The 15,344-nt window shown below is 44.3% G+C and carries 18 protein-coding genes and 1 tRNA gene; 9 read left to right on the top strand and 10 right to left on the bottom strand.

The genetic code is table 11. From position 1 onward, the window contains the following. Positions 1-119 precede the first annotated feature (119 nt). Both F6K46_RS17125 and F6K46_RS17130 read left to right on the top strand, forming a co-directional pair. Positions 120-704 (top strand): methyltransferase domain-containing protein, encoded by a 585-nt coding sequence (locus F6K46_RS17125; RefSeq protein WP_293058910.1) that lies wholly within the window; start codon positions 120-122, stop codon positions 702-704. A 395-nt stretch (positions 705-1,099) separates the two neighbouring features. Further along, entirely contained in the window at positions 1,100-1,498 is a 399-nt protein-coding gene (locus F6K46_RS17130) for a hypothetical protein (RefSeq protein WP_293058912.1), read from the top strand. A 36-nt stretch (positions 1,499-1,534) separates the two neighbouring features. Here the strand turns inward: F6K46_RS17130 and F6K46_RS17135 are convergent, their stop codons facing one another. From F6K46_RS17135 to F6K46_RS17145, 3 genes are all read right to left on the bottom strand, one after another. Then, the gene (locus F6K46_RS17135; protein WP_293058915.1) at positions 1,535-2,899 is read right to left on the bottom strand and encodes a serine/threonine-protein kinase; all 1,365 of its coding nucleotides are present in this window, start codon (positions 2,897-2,899) and stop codon (positions 1,535-1,537) included. 14 nt (positions 2,900-2,913) lie between these two features. After that, positions 2,914-4,410, bottom strand: coding sequence for an ammonium transporter (gene amt, locus F6K46_RS17140; protein WP_293059046.1), 1,497 nt, complete (start codon positions 4,408-4,410; stop codon positions 2,914-2,916). 391 nt (positions 4,411-4,801) lie between these two features. Beyond that, positions 4,802-4,975, bottom strand: a complete 174-nt coding sequence (locus F6K46_RS17145) for a hypothetical protein (protein WP_293058918.1) — start codon at positions 4,973-4,975, stop codon at positions 4,802-4,804. Positions 4,976-5,526: 551 nt separating this feature from the next. On the opposite strand from F6K46_RS17145, the gene F6K46_RS17150 reads away from it, so the two are divergent. Beyond that, entirely contained in the window at positions 5,527-6,276 is a 750-nt protein-coding gene (locus F6K46_RS17150; protein WP_293058921.1) for a pentapeptide repeat-containing protein, read from the top strand. Positions 6,277-6,343: 67 nt separating this feature from the next. Here the strand turns inward: F6K46_RS17150 and F6K46_RS17155 are convergent, their stop codons facing one another. Both F6K46_RS17155 and F6K46_RS17160 read right to left on the bottom strand, forming a co-directional pair. Continuing rightward, a complete protein-coding gene (locus F6K46_RS17155) occupies positions 6,344-7,225 on the bottom strand; it encodes a MarC family protein (RefSeq protein ID WP_293058924.1) in 882 nt (293 codons plus the stop codon). A 30-nt stretch (positions 7,226-7,255) separates the two neighbouring features. Next, positions 7,256-7,840, bottom strand: coding sequence for a cupin domain-containing protein (locus F6K46_RS17160; RefSeq protein WP_293058927.1), 585 nt, complete (start codon positions 7,838-7,840; stop codon positions 7,256-7,258). A 183-nt stretch (positions 7,841-8,023) separates the two neighbouring features. Here F6K46_RS17160 and F6K46_RS17165 point away from each other — a divergent pair, with 183 nt between their 5' ends. After that, positions 8,024-8,149 (top strand): hypothetical protein, encoded by a 126-nt coding sequence (locus F6K46_RS17165; protein WP_293058930.1) that lies wholly within the window; start codon positions 8,024-8,026, stop codon positions 8,147-8,149. A 3-nt stretch (positions 8,150-8,152) separates the two neighbouring features. Here F6K46_RS17165 and F6K46_RS17170 read toward each other — a convergent pair whose 3' ends face one another. Beyond that, positions 8,153-8,317: a hypothetical protein gene (locus tag F6K46_RS17170; protein ID WP_293058933.1), complete on the bottom strand. Its 165-nt coding sequence runs from the start codon at positions 8,315-8,317 to the stop codon at positions 8,153-8,155. Between F6K46_RS17170 and F6K46_RS17175 the strand changes: the two genes are divergently transcribed. From F6K46_RS17175 to F6K46_RS17190, 4 genes are all read left to right on the top strand, one after another. Beyond that, a complete protein-coding gene (locus F6K46_RS17175) occupies positions 8,317-9,360 on the top strand; it encodes an AraC family transcriptional regulator (protein WP_293058936.1) in 1,044 nt (347 codons plus the stop codon). The genes F6K46_RS17170 and F6K46_RS17175 overlap by 1 nt on opposite strands. 107 nt (positions 9,361-9,467) lie before the next feature. Continuing rightward, positions 9,468-10,094 carry a restriction endonuclease subunit R gene (locus F6K46_RS17180; protein ID WP_293058938.1) on the top strand — a complete coding sequence of 209 codons (627 nt, stop codon included), beginning with the start codon at positions 9,468-9,470 and terminating at the stop codon, positions 10,092-10,094. Positions 10,095-10,279: 185 nt separating this feature from the next. Then, positions 10,280-11,272 carry a DUF4351 domain-containing protein gene (locus F6K46_RS17185; RefSeq protein ID WP_293058941.1) on the top strand — a complete coding sequence of 331 codons (993 nt, stop codon included), beginning with the start codon at positions 10,280-10,282 and terminating at the stop codon, positions 11,270-11,272. A gap of 85 nt (positions 11,273-11,357) precedes the next feature. Continuing rightward, positions 11,358-11,516, top strand: coding sequence for a hypothetical protein (locus tag F6K46_RS17190; RefSeq protein ID WP_293117182.1), 159 nt, complete (start codon positions 11,358-11,360; stop codon positions 11,514-11,516). A 128-nt stretch (positions 11,517-11,644) separates the two neighbouring features. Here the strand turns inward: F6K46_RS17190 and F6K46_RS17195 are convergent. From F6K46_RS17195 to F6K46_RS17210, 4 genes are all read right to left on the bottom strand, one after another. Further along, positions 11,645-11,717, bottom strand: a tRNA-Ala gene (locus F6K46_RS17195). A 65-nt stretch (positions 11,718-11,782) separates the two neighbouring features. After that, a complete protein-coding gene (locus tag F6K46_RS17200) occupies positions 11,783-12,508 on the bottom strand; it encodes an HAD family phosphatase (RefSeq protein ID WP_293058946.1) in 726 nt (241 codons plus the stop codon). Between the two features lie 479 nt (positions 12,509-12,987). Continuing rightward, entirely contained in the window at positions 12,988-13,899 is a 912-nt protein-coding gene (locus tag F6K46_RS17205; protein WP_293058949.1) for a class I SAM-dependent methyltransferase, read from the bottom strand. 74 nt (positions 13,900-13,973) lie between these two features. Then, the gene (locus F6K46_RS17210; RefSeq protein WP_293058952.1) at positions 13,974-14,234 is read right to left on the bottom strand and encodes a hypothetical protein; all 261 of its coding nucleotides are present in this window, start codon (positions 14,232-14,234) and stop codon (positions 13,974-13,976) included. A 386-nt stretch (positions 14,235-14,620) separates the two neighbouring features. On the opposite strand from F6K46_RS17210, the gene F6K46_RS17215 reads away from it, so the two are divergent. After that, complete coding sequence (locus F6K46_RS17215) at positions 14,621-15,295, top strand: response regulator transcription factor (RefSeq protein ID WP_293058955.1); 675 nt, start codon at positions 14,621-14,623, stop codon at positions 15,293-15,295. Positions 15,296-15,344 lie beyond the last annotated feature (49 nt).

The raw sequence follows: 15,344 nt of genomic DNA on the forward strand, positions 1-15,344 counted from the left end.
TAATACCATAAAGTTCCTGAGTCAGGCTGTGTCCTTAGCAGTCAGGCAGCGTTCTCACGAATTGTCTCTGATTCCGCTTTTGAAGTGAGTGGGGTGACTTTGTCAATCTCTACACCTGAATGCTTACGACATTTCCAGCAGTAGAGTATCCTAATTTAGACTTTAAACTTATGGATGCTACAGCGATTAACCTAAACCATAGCTTTGATGTTATCTTTTCTAATGCTGTCTTACATTGGATCACTGACCATGGGTCAGTTTTAAAAGGCATTCGTAATCACCTGAAACCTCACGGAAAATTACTGTTTCAGATGGGAGGTAAGGGTAATGCTAGGGAATTACTGCTGATCATAGATGAAATTATTACTGCTCCAGACTGGAAAGAGTATTTTATAGACTTTAACTTTCCTTATTCATTTTATGGCATTGAAGACTATCAAAGATGGTTACCGGAAAATGGATTTAAAGCTCAACGTTTGCAGTTAATTCCTAAGGATATGCAGCATCAAGGCAAAGAAGGATTGAAAGGGTGGTTAAGAACAACCTGGTTTCCGTATACCAATAGAATTCCTCAGGAATTGAGAGAAACATTTTTGAATACTGTTGTGGATAGGTACATCCAGCGCTATCCAATAGATAGTCAAGGCTTGACTCATGTCAAAATGCTTCGCTTGGAAGTTGAGGCTTATGCTATCGAGAGGTAAGCTATCAGCTTAAGCGCTACGCGCACGCTACGCGAACAGCTATCAGTTATAAGCTGTCAGTTATCAGTTATCAGTTATTAGCTATCAGCTGTAAGCTATTAGTTATTAGCTATTAGTTATTAGCTTATGGGTTAGGTCACAGGCTGGAAGCCTGTGCCACTTTGAGGTGCTTTTGAATAAAATAAGCTGAGCACTGACCACTGACCACTGACTACTGACTACTGACCACTGACAGCTGACCGCTTACTGGTATTGAAAATTTTCTGCATAATCCTTGGTAGTTCGCCCGATAAGTCTATAGATACTTAGAAATCAGCTATTAGCACTCAGCATTCAGCAGGTAGTGCCTTAGCTGAATGCTTACCTTGTCAACCTTTAGAATCGGGTGTTAATCGATGTCACAGAAAAAGGATACCGTTACTGGTGATCAGCCGAAACAAATTATTTTTGAGACTTACCGATATCAGTCCGAATACTACCATAACCGTCACCCAATCTCCGTCAACCGTCAAGCCTCAACCATTAACCGTCAAGGCTCAACCATTAACCGTCACCCAATCTCCGTCAAGCGTGAAGAGCAAACCATTAACCGTCAACCATATATAGGTGATCCTAATGTGTTTTGGTTTTCAGAAATGGGCAGTGAGTGGAGTGCGACGATTAGAGAGGCGTGCTGGGAAACCATTAAGGAACCCATTGAAGAACAAGAGGATTTATCTGAGGATAAGAAAGGTGTTTCTACAATTGTATCAGCTTTGGCTTTATTGGGGATGATTGCTCTGGCTCTTATTTAAATAATTGCTATAATTTATAAACTTGTCGTCCAAGCGCTAATTGTTCTCCTTAAGGGATTTTTTCATCTTATTTAGACGCTTGGTAACTTGTGTATATTCCTTAGTGATGGGATGATTTTCTGGCAGACTTTCGATCTCGAAGTTATATTCCAGCATTAGCTCAATTTCTTCCAGCTTTGTAATTGCCTTCTCAACTCCTCCACTGGATTTTCCAGCTAAGTCTTCAGCATAGAAACGTGTTAGTTCACTAAATTGAATATAAAACTTTGGATCTTGTTTATATTTGTTTTTATTTTGCTCAAATAGATTGAGTACTTCTCTTGCTTTTTTAGAATCTTTGTTTGCTCTCAGTTGATCAATTGCCGAGAAAGCTTTAGCTTCAAGTTCCTCCCATTCAGTGCTACTTGGAGTAGTGTCAGGAGGGGGATTATCTGAATTAGATTGATTATCTGAATCAAATAGATTATTTATCAATGGAATAGCAACAGCCGCTAATAGCACCAAACCGAATATAACTCCAATCACCCATCTTGAAATCTCAGTTCGATTCCTTTCTTGTGAAGGCTCTAGTAAGTTTAGCCAGTCTGAGATTGAATGAGATCTTCGCTTTGGATTTAATTCCATCCCTTTGAGAATTGCTCTTCTCAAAGCTAGGTTACTGACGAATTTTTCGGTATCTTGTTTTTGAGGGTCTCTTTTATATATTTTGATTTCACTTTCCCTGTCTCTGCTGCTAACTGGTTTCTGTCCGGTTAACAAAAAATAGAAAGTGGCAGATAAGGCATAGATATCAACTCGTGGGCCTGCTCTAAGGCGGCGTTGTTGTTGCTCGGGTGGAGCATAATATTCAGACCATTGTTGTGTTAGCTCTATTGTCCGGTCGGGAACAAATTCCCGGGCGATGCCAAAATCAATCAGTATTGCTTCTTCGGTTCCATGTCTCACCATAATATTACGATGATTGACATCTCTATGAATCAAATTCACCTCATGCATTGCTGCTAATGCATCGGCAACTTGTTTAATATAGTTGATGGCTTGTTCCTCTGGAAGTCCACTCTCTGGTTGAGTAAGTGTCTCTAAGGTCTTTCCCTCGATATATTCCATCACCAGGCAAGGACGGTTTATGGTCTGGTCATAGAAGTACTCTATGAATTTAACAATATGCTTATGGTTAAATTGCTTGAGTCGCTTCGCTTCATCTTTAAATTTTTGTTCTCTTTCGCTTCGTTGATTATCGGGTAATTCATCTTTGCCAATTTTTATCGCAACAATCTCTTCCTGACCATCGTGTAACTGACGAGTGGCTTGGTAAGTCGTTCCAAAGGTCCCCGTTCCTAATTCACCTTGGATGATATAGTCGCCATCTTTCAGAGAATATCCTGGTTCTAAGCTTGTCATTTGGTGTTTTTTATTTAATTGTTTTTGCTAATCTTTTGCAAATCCTCTAGTTTTTCCCATAACCTATCGATTTGGTCTTGGTAAACATCTTGAACTTTGTCTTCAAAGGTGGATTTGTCCAAACCCTCTCTTTCTTCATCTACGGATACTCTGATCCCACCAGGCATGACGTGAGCAAGTACATACAAAATAATTCTACTGGATAGTAAAATAAAAATAATAACAACAACAGCACCTAATAATTGCACAATCAGTTGACTGGGGCCACCTCCGCGCAAAAACCCTGGAGCAGGTCCATCTCCAAGAGCGTAAGCCCAGGCCAAACCTTTGTTTGCTTCTATAGTGTTTGGTCCGATGCTAAACAATCCCACCGCTAGGGTTCCCCATAATCCACAACCAAAGTGAACCGGAATAGCACCAACTGGGTCATCAATTTCCCACCAATCTAATAATCGCTCAGTAACAAGAGGCACCAGGATTCCTCCCCCGATAGACCCAATCACTACTGCGTCTAATAAACTAACGTAAGCGCAGGGTGCGGTGATGCTAACTAATCCCCCCAAAATGCCATTGATGATAAAGGCAAGACTGGGTTGACCGTATCTGACAAAGCAAAAGATAATCGAGCTAATTGCACCAGCTGCGGCTGCTAAAGTAGTGGTTAAAACAATGTGAGGAATGGCGGGGGAAGTGGCCTCTAAGGTAGAGCCAGCATTAAACCCAAACCAACCTAGCCAGAGAATCAGACATCCCAAGGTGGCAAGGGTGGTATTATGCCCGTTTAAGGGTTCAATTTTCTTGTTAAACTTAGTTTTTTGTCGTGGCTCAAGTTTATCGAACTCTGATGGCTCAATGTCACGATATTTATCAGCCCGTGCCCCCAGGACGATGGTTCCCATCAAGCCAGCAGCTCCTCCCACGGTGTGGACTACCGTTGAACCGGCAAAATCCCAAAATGCTAATTTCTCAGAATCTCGGAGACTGATCTCGGTTAGCCATCCAGACTCCGACCACGCCCAATGTCCGGTGATGGGATACAAAAATCCCACTAGCAAGAAACTGAAGATTAGAAAGCTCAAAAATCTCATGCGCTCGGCCACCGCTCCAGAAACAATGGTTGCTGCGGTGCCAGCAAACATTAATTGAAAGAAAAACTTAGCTTCCCTCATAGCCAGAGAGTCAGAACCACCGGGGTTAAAAATGTCCTGGCCACTAAAAAAGAACCCTTCAGTCCCAATCCAGGGATTGTTACCACCAAACATTAATCCAGCTCCGCAAAGCCAGAAGGCTACTGTGGCGATACTGAACACTACTAGGTTCTTTGCCAAAATATTGATCGCATTTTGCTTGCGACAAAAACCGGTTTCCAATAAGCAGAATCCCGCATTCATAAAAAATACGAAACATCCTGCTATCACCAACCAGATCGTGTCCAGGACGCCCTTCAGTTCAGGGTCTATTGAGGCAGTCTGTTGAGCCACTGCCCCATGACTCCACACCAGCACAAGCATCACAGCTAGTGATATACCAAGGTAGACGCATCTTCTTTTGAAATGCCTACTGGATATTAAATTCATAGGATAGGTAGATTTGCTGATTAAGTTTTGCTGATTAATTTTCAAATAAAAAAAATATTTGTCTTGATGCAATAGGGAGTACTGGAAACCCCCTGATTAAGGAGCTCCATCGCTTTTGAGTAAGGCTTCTAGAATTTAGATGCGTTTGCCCTGAGTGATATAACTAATATAGTTAGAGAATAATTTAGACCTTAACAACCATCTTTTGTGGCTGTTGGGTTGCTTTAGCTTAATGATGCAACTGCTTGATTTCCTTAGAGTCTAAGATAATCCTCCAGCTAGATCAGCTTAGTTTAAGACAATATAAGTTAACTTAAAATCATCTCTAAATCATCAGGTGCCCTGGGAGTATATCACTTATAGCATTTCTCAATTGCTTGAGGTACTTTCGTTCTGGGTTAATGGGAGCAGAGACTTCGGAACAGATAGTAGGGATACATCCCTCTCCTGAGAGTTTCACCCATTGGCCGACTTCATCAAGACACTGACTGCCCCTCATAAGTACGATAAAATCTATATATAGTTGATTTGTTATTCAACTCTGACCTGCTCCTGGTTCCCTCCACGACCCATCGCTTTTTGACCACGAGAAATTCCCAGGGATTCTGATGGCTAGAGCACCAGCTCCAGAATCCCACCCAAGGTACCCATCCCCCAATCTAGAAGGGAGTAACAGCTGCAATGGCCATCCACCAAATTATGGGGCGGCTGCGCAGGGGCAGGATAACATTTTTCTTATAGCATATAATAACAATATGCAATACAACACGCAATCATGTATTTACAAGTTCAAATAAGGCAGAAGTGCTAAAACCAATCTCACTCCCGTTGTTGGTCATGGGAAACCACGGCAGTTGCTCATGGTGGCAATGCCCTTTGGCAACGTTAGTTACCTACTCCCTACTCCCTACTCCCTAAAACCTAGGACGAAATTACCTCTCTCCATTAAGACCTGCTATATACTGCAAATAGAATCAGGACTTTTAAGAAAAAAGGATACAGGTGATTGGCTTATTAAACAAGTGTCTAAGCAAGACTTGGTTTCGTGTAGTGGTTGCTCTCATTATTGCTTACTTGGTTCTAGTGGTATTAAGTCTATTGCAGCAAAAGACAACTCAAACCGAACAAGTTTGCTCATCTAAAGACTCAGTTTTGTCTTGTTTGGCAAAGCAACTATTATTCGTCTGTACAGTAGACAATCTTGAAGGTTTCGCTCTTTTATTTGGAGCATCTTTTTACATACTAGAAAGTCCAGAACGCAGAAACAGGATAATCTATGAGGCATGGCAAATTGTTGATAATGCCGCAGGAACGGGAGTCTCTACTAGCTATGCCAGAGTAGAAGCCCTTGAGGTTTTGAACAAGTATGGTGTTTCCATGAGGGGGCTGGATGCCCCAAAAGCCGATTTGACTGACATTGACCTGGCGAATGCTATACTCAATAAAGCTACTCTCAATGACGCTGAACTTAGTGGAGCTAACCTTACTGGAGCTGATCTCACTAAAGCCAACCTTGCTGGAGCTAACCTCAGAGTAGCTAACCTTGCTAAAGCATTACTGATGGAAGCGAACCTCAGTAAAACTGACCTGAGTATAGCTGACCTGAGATCAGCTATACTCAGTCGTGCGAACCTCAGTGGTGCGAACCTCAGTGGTGCAGACCTCAGTGGTGCGGACCTCACTAGTGCGGACCTTAAAGGCATCTTGTGGGATCGACAGACGAAGTGGAAAAATGCCAGAGGTTTGGACCAAGCCGAGAATATGCCTGATGCGTTGCGACAAAAGCTTGGTCTGGGATAGGAAATAGGGAAAGAGAGGGGAGTGTGGGAAGTATGTGGCCAGATAGGGTAATTATGTGGAGATGATGTTACAAGCCCAGTAAAAATTTCAGTGCAATCGCTTCCAGTTTCACTCCAGTCAAAATCATATCCAGTCCCAGAGCCACCTGCATCACCCCAAACACAAAACCAAGCACTCTTAGAGTCACGGGTTTGATGAGATTCAAAAGGGGATGGGCGACCAACATCACTCCTAAGTTGAGTACCATAACCACAAATAATAGCAAAAACATAGAACCCGGAGCAATTGCCATCCGTCCAAACATGGCGCTCATAGTCACCACAACAGCAATGCCATAGGGAGTTAAAATATTGGGAAAAACTAAAGGATTAATCGTTAATTTCAGAGAAGGATTTACCGGGTAGTTATCCTTAGTTGTGGGGGGATTATACTGAGCTAATACTGTTCGCAGAGCCACTAAAAAAAGGATAATACCTGTTGCGATTAGCATGGCTGAGATATCAATTTGCCAGGCTTTCAGAACATTTTGGCAAAGTAGTGCTACTGCAAAAATAACTAAGGTAGATATGCCAAAACCCCGTAAGGCAAGCTGGCGACGCAAGGCCGGATCCGCATTAGCTGTCAGCTTCACAAAAGGTACAATTAGCTTGAGCGGACCGACGGTAAGTAAAAAGATAATCAGGATATTTAATAGTCCAAATCCCTCAAAAAGTTGCTCAAACAACACCTGAGTTTTAGCATCAATCTCAGCCTTGACCGGTATGGCAATTTGATTGCTCGATGATTCGAGAGCTTGGGCTGAGATTATCGCTGTTTGCCCAGTAAAATCCTTTGCCAGTAAGGGAGATGGCGGTGTAGGGATGGTTGCTGTGGCACTGTTAAGTGCTAACATCGAGGCAAAATAAGCCGATGCGATCGCTATCCCTAGAATTCTCAACAACCTACCCATCTCTCCATCTCCCCACTTTTACAAGATTTTCTAGCGCAACTTCATATTGCTAAACAGCTTTGCCACTGGTTCCGGAAGATTAGGTAGATTGGGTAAGTCGGGAGTCTCGGACATGGCAAGGCCCGTGAGGTTGTTATCCTTGATCAGCCTTGGAATTTCGTCGAGAGCAAAAACCATGCCCCAGTCCCGCTCTGCGTTTGCCACACCTTTGCGATCGCCCCCCTTCAAGGAGTCAACGAATCCCTCAAAGGTTTCCTGACCTGACAGCTCAATGTAATGAGCTGGTGTATCGGTGGAGTTCCAGAAAGCATGGACAATGCCCCGTGGCTTTTGGACATAGCTTCCCGCAGGAGCTGTAAACCTTAGTCCATCTGCACCCCCAATCTCGAAGACAAGTTCACTCGATATCACGTAGACCAGTTGATCGCAAAACTTATGGCTGTGGGGTGACAGCAAGTGACCGGGATTGATCACACCCTGCATCACTGAGAAATCACCACCCATGTGTCTGGATCGAGCCATGATAATCATGTCCGTGGCTGTCCTTTCTCCTTCACCAGGTTTCTTGAGGAGATCCTGGGCATCAAATCGATCGTTTACATTATATTCACTCATTGTTCTACTCCTTTAATCTTGCTTTGCTGAAAAATTCCTTGAGTAAATTTAAAGGTGCAACCCTGTCATCAAATGCCTTAAAAATGGCAAACCGATAATGCAGCTCATGGGGCACTATAATGGTTTTGAAGCTATCAGCTATCAGCTATCAGCTATCAGCTATCAGCTATCAGCTATCAGCTAATGCGCACGCTGCGCGAACAGCTTTTGAATGAAAGAGCTAAGCATTCGTTTAATCTCAGTTCTCTGGCCTTTTGGCCTTTTGGCCACGCTACGCGAACGGACACGCTAAGCGAACGCCCAAGCTAGGAATTAATAGTCTTTGGCTTTGAGTCCGTTGAACTTGTCAGCCGAATAGCTTGTTTTAAGCTGACGGCTGAGAGCTGAGAGCTGTTCGCGTAGCGTGCGCGTAGCGCATAAGCTGACGAGCTTTCTATAACCAAAGTGCCACGTTTGGCAGAGGTGTGATAAGGACAATGGGCGCACCAAAACGGACATTTCACGACAGATTGCACAAACCCGAAATGCTAGCTAGCGTGGTGGCGAGTACCGTAGCTTATGCAGTGGCACGGGGAGTAGACATGGAACAGATCACTGCCGCCACAGGACTAACCCGTACCGATCTGCTCGATCCCGATGCCCATCTGTCTCAACATCTGGTACCAACGGTATGGCGCTTACTGACCAAGGCTTACCCAGGGGAAGCGATCGCACTCCACATGGCCAGTGCTACTCCCTTCTCATACTTTGGAACACTAGCCTATGGAGCTAGATATGCTGAAAATCTCAGACAAGCGTTGCAGAACTTAGTCCGCTATCGGTCTGTGCTATCGGATCAACTGCACATCGCCCTGATTGAGTCCTCTTCAGAGGGGATTTTACACATGCATCATCCCATGGATGCCGAAGATGGGGGTTGCGCTGCTGAAGTGGGACTAGCTTTGGGCTTGCGCTATATGCGGGAAATTTTAGGAGCAGATGATATCCTTCTGCGCGTGGACTTTACTCACCTGCCCTTCGGACCAATCCAGGTTTATGAAGAGTTCTTTGGTAGCCCAGTATGCTTTCAACAATCCCACAATGCCCTTGTGTTTCGTCAAGGGGCCCTAGACCTACCCACCAAACAGCCTGATCCGGATCTGTTTCGTTATATCCAGAGCCATCTAGACCTGGTGCGAGAACGGTTAGCAGGTTCTAGTAATTCTCCGGAACTATCTAGGGTCCGTGATGCGATCGCTCACAATGCTGAACGTTCTGAATATGGTGCAGAAGCCCTAGCACGACAGATGAACATGAGTCTTCGTGCTTTGCAACGCTTGACCCAAGACCATGGTATCACCGTTCGGCAACTGTTAGACGAAACTCGTCAAGCAAACGCACAACAATTCCTCAGTGACGCCAGACTCAGTATCGAAGCCATATCTTGTTTGCTGGGTTACTCAGAAGATCGTGCATTCCGCAGAGCCTTCAAGCGTTGGACCGGGCACACCCCTGCCGAGTTCCGGCGGAATGTTGGATAAGTATTTTAGTATACCCAATTAAGCGGTTATCAATTTAAGTCTGAACTAACCTGTAACGTGTAACTTTCCGTTTTTATGCCTTGATCACCACCAACAACTTAACAACAATGGTAGAAACAATCCAAGCTAAAGACGTCACCCTCAAGCAATTAAAGACCCTAGTCAATCTTCAGCTAGTTAACGATAACCAATTCTTTCACGAGTGGCAAGACAACTTACCAGAAATCAGCGAATTACAACAGCAATTACTAGATGACGTTAAAGCTGGTTATTTTAATTTACTCTATTACCCACCCTTACTAGAAAAAACCGTTAATCTTGCCATCCTATCCCCCCTGCTATTTATCGGAAAATTTTATCTGGAACCCTTTCACATCAAAGCCGAAAAAACCGTAGATATTTCTGTTGATGACCACGGCATTATTGTCAAAGGAAGCATTGATACCCTAGTCTTACATAACGAATTTTGGATGACGATTATCGAATCCAAACAGGCTAGCTTCTCCATAGAAGCTGGACTACCCCAAATTCTGGCCTACATGTTAGCTAATCCCAACCCAGATCAACCAAGCTATGGCATGATTACCACTGGTGGTACCTTCATTTTCATCAAACTAGTTAAGAGTGAAAAGCCCAGATATGGGACATCTGCTGAATTTTCACTGCGCAATCCCGGAAATGATTTGTATCAGGTGCTTCGGATTCTTAAAAAACTGAGTCACATAGACATCTAGTTCTGAAGGGGTAACCAGCAGATTAAAATACTTAATAGCAATCCGTGTAGGAATTGTGATAATTTTTGATGCCATATTCCCAGGGAGTGCGCGTTCACGCTTAGCTTTGAAAAAGCGCGGGGTCGCACCGCTCCCTACTCCCTACTCCCTACTCCCTACTCCCTACTCCCTTTACTATATGTGTTATGACTTACGACAGTACCCTGAAGTATTTAGTGGAACAATATCCCCAAGCCTTTACCCGTTGGTTGTGGAACCAGGAACCACCAGAAGATATAGAAATTCTCAACACCGAATTAAGTACAGAACCAATTCGGGCAGATGCCTTGTTTTTTGTGCGGGTTGCTGATGCGATTTTGCATTTGGAATTTCAAACCTTACCCCAATCTGAACCTCCCTTACCCCTGCGGATGCTGGATTATTGGGTGAGGTTGTATCGCCAGTATCGCTGTAAGATTAACCAGGTAATAATTTTTCTGAAACCAACCCGATTAGCGGGAGTATTTGTGAATCAATTTACCGAGCCGAACCTATCCTTCCACTACCGAGTGATTCGGATTTGGGAATGTGATCCACAACCGTTACTGACAACCCCGGGGTTACTACCCTTGGCAGTATTAGCACAAGCTGAAGTCCCAGAAACATTACTCTCCCAGGTAGCAGCCAAAATCGATATGATTGAAGATACACAAGAGCAGCGTAACCTATCTGCTTGCGTGCAACTCTTGGCTGGGGTGAAATTTGATGAGCAGTTAATTCAAGCTTATTTTCGGGAGGATATCATGCAAGAGTCGGTGGTTTATCAACGCATTATTCGTCAAGGATTAGAACAAGGATTAGAACAAGGATTAAAACAAGGATTAGAACAAGGATTAGAACAAGGATTAGAACAAGGATTAAAACAAGGATTAAAACAAGGATTAGAACAAGGATTAGGACAAGGATTAGAACAAGGATTAGAACAAGGATTAGAACAAGGATTAGAACAAGGAAAGCGCAATGAGCTTAATTTAATTATCCGTCTACTTAACCGTCGCCTAGGTCAGCTCAATCCCCAATTACAGCATCAAATTGAGCAATTATCCTTTTCCCAGTTGGAGGATTTAGGGGAAGCATTGTTAGATTTTGAAACCGAGGTGGATTTGACCAATTGGTTGAACCAGTTCAGGGATAGGTAATATGTAAGCTATCAGCTATCAGCTATCAGCTATCAGCTATCAGCTATCAGCTATCAGCTATCAGCTATCAGCTTTTGAATAAGCGATGCAGCGCGGTCTTGGGGAGGCAGCGCGGTCTTGGGGAGGCAGCGCCGCCAAAGGGGGTTTCCCCCATGAGCGACTGCCGTGGTCTCCCCCATCAGCGACTGCCGTGGTTCCCCCCATCAGCGCTTTGCATCAAGACAACAGTTCAGCATTCGTTTAATCTGAGTTATGTCAAAGCGTCGAAAGCTTTGCCACAAAGCTGTTTGCGTAGCGTGAGCCTTTAGCTGACGGCTGACGGCTGACGGCTGACGGCTGACGGCTGAAAACTGATAGCTTACCTGCTATCTATGGAGAATAGGGGATTCGAACCCCTGACCTCTGCGGTGCGATCGCAGCGCTCTACCAACTGAGCCAATTCCCCCTAGTACTTTTGTTTATTGTGTTTATTCTAGCACCGGGACTGATATCCCTGTGCCCTTGTATGGTCTAGATTTCTGCTACTGGCTGAGGTGATACCCCAGAATAGACCTGCTGCACCCGTTCTAATTCCAGCTGATTCAAATAATCCACAGTCCAGTTAGCGTGACGCTGTAGCATATGAAGGGGATAAGTACTAGCCACTCCTACCACTGGCATGCCAGCTCGCTTCGCCGCCTCAATTCCAGCCAAAGAATCTTCTATCACTAGACATTCCCCAGGTTTTAAGTTCAGGTTACCATAAACTTGATTGAGCCGCTCTACCGCTAGCAGATAGCCATCCGGTTCCGGTTTACTAGTAGTAATATCATCACCAGCAACAATCAAACTAAAATAGTGAGCTAAACCAGCGCGATTGAGCACCACTTCTGCTTCATTCCGCAGTGCTCCAGTTACCAGAGCCATCGGTATCTGAGCACCCTTGATCTGAACCATTAAATCCTCCACACCAGGATAAATGGGCAACGTTTCTATACTTTCTAGCTGACGTTGATAGGCAGCAGCTTTGCGGCTGATTAGCTGGTTTAAGTAATCCTCCGTAACCACCCGACCCCGACGCTTAAGTAACTCTCGCAGACAAGAGCGATCGCCTCTGCCTGTACAAACCTGTCGAAACTCTTCGGAATCCGGACGCAAATTTTCCCCAATAATAATTTCCTCAATTAGTTTTTCGTGAATCGGCTCATCATTGATTATTACTCCGTTAAAATCAAACAGAACTGCTTTCAAACTCATAAGTACCTAGAGATAAATTCTGTTACTATTGTTTATAAGCATAAAAAAAATAACGTTAATCAACCCTTTTTTGTTCCCCGTTACCCCTTGCCTATTCCCTTATTTTAACATTCAACGTTACTAATCTTAACAGTCAAGGTTAATTGTGTCCAAGTGCTTACTTGAGGTCAGCTATCAGCTATCAGCTATCAGCTATCAGCTTATGGGTTATAGGCACTGAAGTATAGTTTAGGACATAGTATTTTGGTTTAAAGGGAGCAGGGAGCAGGGAGCAGGGAGCAGGGAGCAGGGAGCAGGGAGCAGGGAGCAGGGAAAATAAATATGTCCTAAGCTTTGCTTCGACTGCTATACCTCACAGGCTAGAAGCCTGTGCGACGCTACTTGACTTTTGAATAAAACAGGTAACCATTCATTTATCTGAGTTAAGTCTGCTGAGCGCTGAGCGCTGACCGCTGAATGCTTACTACTTGAGAAAGGCACTATACCGCTGGAACCGGCAGCCCTTGTGACGCAATATCATCTGGAAAATTCCTCTGAGATTGAGATTCCCAAACAGCTGATTTCCCTACTGACAAAGGTTTTATACCCTGAGTTATTTGATGCAGCCACCACCATTGGGTAGTGCGCACTGCTTCAAAACTAGCTGCCCCCATCCAAGCATCAATACTACCGTTAGCGTAAGCCTTGATATAGGGTTCTTCAAAAACTTCTGTTAGCCAATTCGCCTCCCGGATCGTAGTCTGATTCCCGTCTAGAATCAAGACTTGTCCTCCCCCTTGCAGCAGTCGAAAGGATTCATGCAAGATCGACTGAGTTACCTTAGGTGGAGTTTCGTGAAACAACAGTGATGCAGTAACTAGATCAAAAGACTGATCAGCTAAACCGGTCTGTTCAGCCATACCATGAAGCCACTGAATATCCACATTAGCCTTCTTAGCTTTATACTCAGCCATGACCAGCATATAAGGTGACAAGTCAAGACCAATGACCTCGGCATCAGGAAACCTCTGCTTTAACATCAAGGTTGTGGAACCGGTGCCACAGCCCAAATCCAGAATTCGTCGTGGCTTCCCTACTATAGTATCAATCAACCCCTGACGGACCCAGGCTTCATTAGGGGGCAATGCATATTGGGTAATTGGGTCATAGGTTGTGGCTGCACTTCCATTCAAGTAGCCCCCTTCAATACCATGGAAATTCTGAGTGCTGTAATAGTCAGGATAGATTAGGTCAGGGTTACGGAAGCGATGCTCGATACGAGCCGCTACGCGAACGCACTCAGCTTCCCAATTCATAGTTTCGTCAAACTGCTGCAGCTTTTCAAAATCAATCAAGCTACCGATGATCGGGGATAAGAAACGGTCCCAAAGTGTATCTTGATTAACGGCCATAGTTATACCTGGAGATATCAAACCAACTCCTAACGCAGTATACCTTGAGGCTGATTAATCTAGCACCACACTCCTTACCGTGACCCTTTAACATTCCGAGCAAACTGCTCCCGACCCTCTTGCAGATTAGCAGGAATACCATTAGGGTAAGTTTTAGCAATCAGACTCTGGAGTTGTTCAATCCGATTACTAGGGTTAGGGTCACTCAACAAATAGAACTCAAAGGGATAAGGTGAACCAGAGGCTGCCGACTTTTTGACAATCCGCTCTCCCACTTGAGAAATATATCCTTGAAGGGCTTTATCTTGGTAAAGACCACCGTGTTGAGCGGCCATTTCCGTGCTTGTAACCCAATCACCACTTCCTGACGGGGGGAAAGTTGGATGCGCTGCTTTTCCCCAGTTACTGGGTTTTCAGAGACACTGGTAAAGTAGCTGATCAACCCAAACAAGCCGACTATGAATGCAATTCCTAAACGAAGGATTAGTCTACGCACCGATTATCTCCCAAATTTATCCATAGCAAAATACTATAAGACTATTGTTATGGAAGATATGATTAATGATTAGAACCGTTATGATTAGAGCTATCATTTAACAAGTATTACCCTATATTGACCAATCTGTATTAGTCCTGAAAACTTACATAGGTGCCCTTGACCCATTAAGAATTAAATTCGCCACGGGTCGCACCTCTTGTTTGGCCTAGAAACCATTAAGCTATGACCCACCATATTTTAGTTGTCGAAGATGAAACCAAACTAGCCCAGTTTATTGAACTGGAACTGAAGTACGAAGGTTATCAGGTTAGTGTTGCCTACGATGGCTTAGCTGGTTTGGGAGAAGCGCGGGAATCTAATCCAGATTTAGTAATACTCGACTGGATGCTACCGGGGATATCAGGACCAGAAATTTGCCGACGCCTGCGCAGTACTGGTAATCAGGTGCCGATTATCTTATTAACCGCTAAAGATGAAGTAAGCGATCGCGTTAGTGGTTTAGATGCTGGTGCTGATGACTACGTAGTCAAACCCTTCAGCGTAGAGGAATTATTAGCCAGAGTCCGAGCTCATCTGCGACGCAATCAAACCGAAGACCCCAACATCCTCCAATTTGCCGACTTAAGTTTAAACCATAGCACCCGTGAAGTCTATCGAGGTCAGCGATTAATTGAACTGACTGTCAAAGAATTTGATCTACTCGAATATCTTCTTGCCCATCCCCGACAAGTCCTCACCCGAGAGCAAATCCTGGAAAGAGTCTGGGGTTATGACTTTATGGGTGACTCTAATATCATAGAAGTTTACATTCGCTACTTGCGCCTGAAGCTAGAAGCCAACAACGAAAACCGTCTAGTCCAAACCGTGCGCGGTGTTGGCTACGTCTTGCGAGATTAGTCCTGAGTGCTTCAGTCGGGAGTGGGTCAGTCCACCCCGTCCATCCCAA

This window comes from Moorena sp. SIO3E8 (assembly GCF_010692445.1).
GTDB lineage: Bacteria > Cyanobacteriota > Cyanobacteriia > Cyanobacteriales > Coleofasciculaceae > Moorena > Moorena bouillonii.